This window comes from Lachnotalea glycerini (assembly GCF_003201285.1).
Classification (GTDB): Bacteria; Bacillota; Clostridia; order Lachnospirales; family Lachnospiraceae; genus Lachnotalea; species Lachnotalea glycerini.
This window is the reverse complement of record NZ_QICS01000003.1, coordinates 257,074-264,553: the sequence shown is the minus strand read 5'-3', so window position 1 is coordinate 264,553 and position 7,480 is coordinate 257,074. Positions and strand designations below refer to the sequence as shown.

At 37.1% G+C, this 7,480-nt stretch carries 8 protein-coding genes and 1 pseudogene; 8 read left to right on the top strand and 1 reads right to left on the bottom strand.

Going from position 1 to position 7,480, the window contains the following annotated elements; all coding sequences use genetic code 11:
• On the bottom strand, positions 1-535 hold a 535-nt coding region (locus tag C8E03_RS08660; protein WP_110290820.1), incomplete at its 3' end, for a helix-turn-helix domain-containing protein.
• A 515-nt stretch (positions 536-1,050) separates the two neighbouring features.
• On the opposite strand from C8E03_RS08660, the gene C8E03_RS08655 reads away from it, so the two are divergent.
• The 8 genes and pseudogenes from C8E03_RS08655 to C8E03_RS08620 all read left to right on the top strand — a co-directional run bounded on the left by C8E03_RS08655 (position 1,051) and on the right by C8E03_RS08620 (position 7,372).
• Entirely contained in the window at positions 1,051-1,242 is a 192-nt protein-coding gene (locus C8E03_RS08655; RefSeq protein WP_110290819.1) for a hypothetical protein, read from the top strand.
• 67 nt (positions 1,243-1,309) lie between these two features.
• Positions 1,310-2,422 (top strand): annotated as a pseudogene (locus C8E03_RS08650) (site-specific integrase).
• 1 nt (position 2,423) lies between these two features.
• Positions 2,424-2,774, top strand: a complete 351-nt coding sequence (locus C8E03_RS08645) for a plasmid mobilization protein (RefSeq protein WP_110290818.1) — start codon at positions 2,424-2,426, stop codon at positions 2,772-2,774.
• Entirely contained in the window at positions 2,755-3,186 is a 432-nt protein-coding gene (locus C8E03_RS08640) for a TnpV protein (protein WP_110290817.1), read from the top strand. The genes C8E03_RS08645 and C8E03_RS08640 overlap by 20 nt, the downstream gene beginning before the upstream one ends.
• Positions 3,187-3,189: 3 nt before the next feature.
• On the top strand, positions 3,190-4,104 hold the full coding sequence (locus tag C8E03_RS08635) for a ParM/StbA family protein (RefSeq protein WP_110290816.1): 915 nt from the start codon (positions 3,190-3,192) through the stop codon (positions 4,102-4,104).
• A 15-nt stretch (positions 4,105-4,119) separates the two neighbouring features.
• The gene (locus tag C8E03_RS08630) at positions 4,120-4,581 is read left to right on the top strand and encodes a hypothetical protein (RefSeq protein ID WP_110290815.1); all 462 of its coding nucleotides are present in this window, start codon (positions 4,120-4,122) and stop codon (positions 4,579-4,581) included.
• 395 nt (positions 4,582-4,976) lie between these two features.
• Entirely contained in the window at positions 4,977-5,402 is a 426-nt protein-coding gene (locus tag C8E03_RS08625; RefSeq protein ID WP_242993456.1) for a MobC family plasmid mobilization relaxosome protein, read from the top strand.
• Positions 5,375-7,372 carry a relaxase/mobilization nuclease domain-containing protein gene (locus tag C8E03_RS08620; protein ID WP_110290814.1) on the top strand — a complete coding sequence of 666 codons (1,998 nt, stop codon included), beginning with the start codon at positions 5,375-5,377 and terminating at the stop codon, positions 7,370-7,372. The genes C8E03_RS08625 and C8E03_RS08620 overlap by 28 nt, the downstream gene beginning before the upstream one ends.
• Positions 7,373-7,480: the final 108 nt, after the last annotated feature.

Here is a 7,480-nt window from a genome sequence, read left to right as displayed (position 1 = left end):
TAATCTTCCATTCAAAATAATCATTGGCACTAATGGTGCCATCCGCAAGTTCTTTTTTCTTTGTATTCCATTCTAACAAAAAATCATTTACCAATCCATATTTAAAAGTTAAAGCAACAGGAGCACCTGACGCCATGTACTCATTGTCATTGTAAGTCATCTTAACGTCTGCGTCCTTAGTCACAGGTTTCATTTCATTGAGATGAATGAGATTCCCGGGAGCAGTGTATTCTGGGAAATGCTTTCCACGACCCTCTCCATCTGCACTGGAAGAAAGACTTTCTTCTAACCAGAAAAGTGTTTCGATGATATCCTCAGCGGCACCAAGGCTGTAATCATCAAGTGCTTTGTAGTTACATTGTAACACCACGGCAATTTTAAGCAACATGTCCTGTTTTGGAACACGAGCTCCAGTTTCGTACTGAGCAATTCGTACTGACATGCTTTTGCCTTCAAATCCAAGAGCAGCACCGAATTCATCCATGGTCATTTTTCGAAATACTCTTATTTTTTTAATTCGTTCACCAAGAGTCATAAAGAACCTCCGTTCATATTCTAATCTTATTTGCTAAGAAAAGTATAACACATCAAAAATGAAATGAAAAGATTTCTATACAAAATAATTTAGAAAAGTTATTGACTTTCTAAACATATTAGTATAGTATATGTCTAAAGCAATTATTCTATACAGAATAGTATAGAAAATAGATTAAAAAAGAAAGGAGACACAAACACAAGTAATTACAAGCAAATCGTACCTTGACAATTAAATGAGCTGTATCAGAATCCAACAGACTTTTGCGAAGAACATTTGAAATTTTCAGTAATATAGAAAGTTCAAATCGAGCGAAGATGACACTCCCCTAAGAGCAAATAGGTAGGGTACCTCGCACAGGAGCGACCCTAAACAGGTAGAATCATTTTCTACTTTGTTGAGGCTGGTTGGAACACCAGCAGATTTTGATACGAACGAAAGCCAAACCTTAAGAGCCCTCAAATTTTCTATTAGATGTAACTATTAACAATTTTATTTTGAAGGAGGTGGGATGTATGCAGGAGATGTTTATTCATGCAGAAGAAGTAAGAGAACTGTTAGGAATCTCTCGTTCAAAGGCGTATGGAATTGTACGTCAGTTGAATGACGAGCTGAAAGAACGTGGACTTATTACTTTAAATGGCAAGGTCAGCAGAAAATATTTCATGGAAAAGATCTATGGAAGCGATAATGCTGGCAATCAGTAAATAGAGGTAGGGTGGCGATTCTGTCGTCACCTTATTTCATATGGAAAGAGAAGAAAGGAGTGATTTTATGCCAGCATATAAAGATAGTGTAACTGGCACATGGTTTGTAAAGTTCTATAGTAAGAACTGGACAGGCGAAAACAGACAAATTAAGAAACGAGGCTTTGCAACGAAGCGCGAAGCGTTAGAATTTGAGCGAAATTATTAAGTCAGGGAAGAGTGCAATCTGGATATGACATTTGAAAATTTCTTTAAGTTATATTCAGAAGACATCATGGGACGACTAAAACGCAATACATGGCTCACGAAGGAGCATATTATTCGGACTAAGATTTTGCCGTATTTTCAGAGTTTAAAGATGAATGAGATATCGGCATCGGATGTACTGAAATGGCAAAATGAGATGATTGCTTATCGGGATGAGAACGGAGTGGGGTATTCTGAGACCTATCGAAAGACCATGCATAATCAGCTGAGTTGCTTATTCAATCATGCATGCAGATATTACAACTTGAAAAGTAATCCTGCTAGAAAAGCAGGTTGCATGGGGAAAGAAGAGTCTAAGGAAATGTTGTTTTGGACAAAGGAAGAATATAAGAAATTTTCAGAAGCCATTATGGATAAAGAAATTTCATTTTATTCATTTGAAATGCTTTATTGGACAGGAATTAGACTTGGAGAACTTCTGGCACTTACCATGGAAGATTTTGATTTTACGAAAAATACGGTCAGAATCAATAAATCTTATCAAAGGTTAGAGAAGCAGGATCTGGTAACTACTCCTAAGACTCCAAAGAGCAAACGAACCATAAAACTTCCAAAGTTTTTGGTAGAGGAGATGAAAGAATATTTTGCCATGCTTTATGGATATGAGAAGACGGATCGTATTTTTCCAGTTACTAAGAGTTATCTTCATCATGAGATGGAACGAGGCTGTAAGAGTTCTAAGGTAAAGAAAATTCGTATTCAAGATTTAAGATATTCCCACATTTCCTTGTTGATTGACATGGGATTTTCAGCGGTAGCAATTGCAGATAGAGTGGGGCATGAAAGCATTGATATCACCTATCGGTATGCGCATCTGTTTCCGTCGAAACAGATTGAAATGGCAGACAAGCTGGATCTACAAAATATGGAGATGGAAGACGATTTTGAAGAGAAGGAGAAGGAGGATTTTTAATATGAGCGAAAGACGCTGTGATATGAAGAATCGGTGGAGAAATGTAGTGGTTGCATTTCGGATGTCACCACAAGAAGCGGAAGATCTAAATGTTAAAGTAGCACTGAGCGGATTGTCAAAACAAGATTATCTGATCGATTGTTGCTTGAAACATGAAATCAGAGTTGTATGTGGTAAAAAAGTTGCCAAAAAGATGCAGGTGTATCTAGAGGCAATCTTAGAAGAATTGCAGTTTATGGAAGAGGGAGTGGTGCCAGAAGAAGAGATTCTGGCGCCACTTCAGCACATTTTAGAAATTTTAAACAAGGACGAGGAAAAGGAGGATTTAGATTATGGAAAAGACATTATTTGAACGAGCAGGAATACAGTACAAAGAGGTTGACGGCTTGTTATATCCAGTCTTACAGGCAGATGAAGTGGACGTTACTGCGGATGTTGGAAAGTATGGCAGGATGTGGATGCATTTGTTATATGAATTAGACAGAATGCAGTATAACAAAAGGTTGTTGGACGGCACATTAATTGATACAGCTATTCTGAATAATGAATATGGTTATGAGTTATTAGAGAGAAGAACAAAGCACTATTTGGAACAGCTAGAAGCAGAGCAAAAACATTCCACCATTGCAATGTGGAAATGCAGAGTAGCAGCACAGTTAACCGCTGAAGAAGAGATTTATGCCTCTGCTGAATTTGCAATCAAACAGCAGAAAGCAAACCGGTTATTACAGGCAAAATTAAAATTAGAAGGAAGAGAGGAATAAACGATGAGAGATACTATTTCAAATGATATATATTACTTGGGAATTGATCATGGAAATCATCTTATGAAGGGAGCAAATCACATTATGGAAAATGGAGTGGAGGCTTTGGAAACAAAGCCAACCTTCTCCGCCAATACGCTTGTATATAACGGACATTTCTATAAAATTGGCGAAAGCAGAATGAATGTAAAAGATAATAAGTTAGATGATGATGACTATTATCTATTAACATTAGTATTGATGGCAAAAGAATCCATAACGAGAGAAATTCCATATGGAGCTCATGTGGTTCTTGGAGTTGGAATGCCACTGAAACAATTTGCAACCGTTCGAAAGCAGTTTGTAAAATATCTTATGCGGGAGAGACAGCCTGTTCATTTTCGATATGAAGATCAGGCATTTGAATTTACCATTGATAATGTGATGGCATTTCCACAGTGCTATGCTGCGGTGGCAGAACAATTATCTAATATGTCAGGAGAGTGCCTGATTGTGGATGTTGGCTCTTGGACAATTGATATTATGTCAGTTCGAAACGGAGTTCCTATTGAAAGCAAATGTGAGACATTTACAGAATCCATGATTTCTGTGATTCAGGATATTAAGAGCAGAACCAGTGAGCTCTATGGGAAAGAATTATCGGAAAGCAAGATTACGGAATATATTCATAATCCCAATGTAACTATCCCCGATAAATACAAAAAACTGATGGACGAAGCATTCAAACGATTTGCAGATCGTGTAGAAGGAATTTTAAAAGAGAATGGACATGATACAGAATTCTCAGATGTCATCTATGTTGGTGGAGGTGCAACGATTATGAAGAACTATGGAAAGCAAAGTAATAATATCAGTTATATCGAAGATGTTAGGGCGAATGCGATAGGCTATGAATTACTGGCTAGGAAAATGGGATAAACGGAGGAAATGTTTATGGCAAAGAAACGGCAAGAACGGCGAGTTTCTGGAAGGTTCTATCTGGATGATCCTTATGATACTGTACTGATGGAAAAAGTGGACAAGATGCTTGCTACTAATGAATTTCGCAGTATGAATGATTTGATTCGTCAGGGTCTGAATCTTGCTTACGAAGATTGTTATCATTACGATTCAAATAGTAGTATAGAAACGTTAAAGTTTCAAACGGAATATATTGCAGAGACCATATCAGAAGCAATTCTTAGTAAAATGGAAGCGAGAATGGAAGTTCACGACGCAAAGATACTTGGAGCATTAGCTATGTTGGCACAAGAAGAGTCTGCATTGTCTAGGCAGGCGATTACAAAGGCTTCAACAAAAACTTTTGAAAGTAGTTCAAACAAAGAAAAGGAAAAGCAAACTGGAGAAATATCACAGCAGGCAATGTCATTTCTTTCGGGGTTAAATGCAGATTAATGTTTTTTGAAGGTGCTAAAGTGGTGATAACAGCTAGAAAATGTCATTATATTGGTGCCATCGAAAAGAAGTCATTTGAATGGGTGGGGACAAACTGTTGCCAATGCAAGAGCAAAGGTTCCAGATTGTCTCCATTCTTCTGGGAGTGAACGCTGAATCAAAAGATGGAAAATTCCATCATTTGATGAAGACTACATCACATAGATAGGAATTTTATCAATAGAATATCATTATAATCGCAGTTCGAATCGAACTGTTTAAATGGGTGCAGGAGCTCCTGCCAAGAAGAAAAAATGTTCGCTCGTCAGAGTGAAATTTTTTTCGGGGAAAAGTCCGACTTTTCCCGTATCTTGCAGAAAGAATCAACAGCACTACTAGAAGAAAGGAGAAGAAAAATGCAACTGACAGAAAAGAAAGAAGCAACAAAGATTTTTACATTAGAGGGGTTGCCTATGGCAGATGGAAAGAGAAAATATTACTCCAATAAGAAGGAGCGTAAGGTGACATTCAAATTATCGGAGAACGATTATTTGAAACTAATGGAAGAGGCGAAAGAAGCTGGAGTGGACAAGAGCAAATATTTAAGAGCTCTAGTTCAAAATGGTGGTAAGATTGATTTCACATTTCCAAAAGATAGAATAAACCTGATTCGACAGATAACAGGAATTGCAACAAATATCAATCAGATTACGAAGGTGGCAAATACGATGTCCTATGTGCCATTTCAAGATTTAAAAGATATTAAGGAAGCATTATTAGAGATACAGCGTTTATTACGGGAGGTGCTTACAATATGGCAATCACAAAAATCCTGTATATAGATGGGGTAGAACAGGGAAATCCTGCAAAGCATCTTAAGCAGGCGTTGAATTATATTCAAAATCCAGATAAGACAGAGGAACGAGTTCTAGTGGGCAGTATTAACTGCCTGCCAGAAACAGCTTTTGAACAAATGATGGAGACAAAGAAGATATTTGGTAAGACGGATAAAAGGCAGGGATATCACATCATTATTTCCTTTCCTCCAGGAGAAGCTACGGAAGAGCAGGCATTTGAAATTACAAGGCGATTTGCAGAAGAATTTTTGGGAGAACAGTATGAAGTGGTTTACTCTGTGCATACGGATAAAGAACATAAGCATGGGCATATTGTATGGAATAGCGTGGATATGCAAACTGGCAGAAAGTATGAATATAAAAAGGGTGATTGGAAGTATAAAATACAACCGATTACCAATAGGCTTTGCAAGGAATATGGACTTGCTATCATGCCTGCGGAATATAGCAAGGAACCTAAGAATCTACCTAGAAAAGAATGGGAATTCGAGCAGACATTTAAAGAAATGATTCTACGGGATGCTAGATTTTGTGCTTCGTATGCAGGAAGTAAGGAGCATTTTGAATTCTTGATGAAGCGTCTGGGGTATGATTTTAAGAAGAATGAATATTTGACTGTGAAGATGCCAGGACGGAGATTATATCACAAGTTAGAGAAGATGGATGAAATGTTTACACCAGAACAGTTTGGCTATGCCATGAAATACTCTTATAAAATGATTCCTTACTATTATTCCAAGAATCCAATATATTATAAGCGGTCAAATATGACGCCATTTCAGAAGAAGTATTACCGGAAGATCTATCGGCTACGCATGATTGAACAAAAAAGATTCAATGTCGGTTCTGCTAAATATGCCAAAGAATTGTGTGAATTTCATCGACTGCAAGATGAGTATTTATTCTTATGTAAGAATCATATTGAAACTTTTGGAGGCTTGTTGAATTATCACACAAAGCGGGAAGAACGATGGAATGAAATCGAGGCTAGGCAGAAGGAAATATACAAAATGAAATCTGTAAAGAAACGTTCATGTAAATCGGAGGAGAACTGGTCAGAATTTCAGATTTGGAATTTGGGAATGGAGAAAGAACTTGATGAGCTGAAACTGGAAAAGAAGGAAGTCAAGTATCAACTGAAGCTGGTTAAGAATTGCATCTATGAACGATTTGATACAGCGATTGGCGTGATTGATGAAGAGGAACCAGTCATTGGAAGCGGTTATATTGATGTACCTGAGTTTGAAAAGGTAAGGATTCTGGATGAAGTAATAGACTCAGATTTTATTGAGACAGGATATATTGAAAAAGCTGATGTTTCTGTTGGAAGAACTCCATCTGGGATAGAAGTTGAATCACAGACGGAAGTTAAACCTGATGATCCGGATGCGTCTATGGAAGCTAATTTTACTTCAATAGAACCTATGGATATTGATTTGAGCCATGTTGTTTCCTATATTGATGATTCAGCTTATAAAAAGGAAGTCAGAACTGTAATGCCTGAATCTTATGTAGAATATAGCCTTTTATCTGTAGAAGAAAAGGTGGAGATCTTTGCAATATCAGATTATGTTGATTCATTAGATGTTATGAGATTAGTGAAACAGTATTTTCAAGAGATTGGTCATGATTACAGTATTGATGAAGTTATCGAGGAATCGGATGCAATATATGAGGAAGCTAGACAAGTTAGTATCAGAAAGAAAGTGGAACGAATCTGTAATGAGTTACAGGAAGATGGTCTATCATACTGGTATCTGATGGTGTCTGAGAAGGCAAAGCTATTTGAATTCCGAGTGGATGATAATCATTACAATCTTGCACTTCATACGGCTGCTTTGAAGAAATTAGGAGTTGATATGGACTTTGATGAGCGATATGAGGATTATCAGAAGGTTTACGAAGCAGGACTGGAAATGCAAAGGAAAGATAAGGAGAAAGACAGGGGACGATAAGTTCATTGTCTTTACGACTATTTCCTATTAAATCATATGTAAGAAGTCAAAATTTGGTTGCTAATATGACAATTTAGAGATACAATAATTGTAGTTATGTAAAAACTG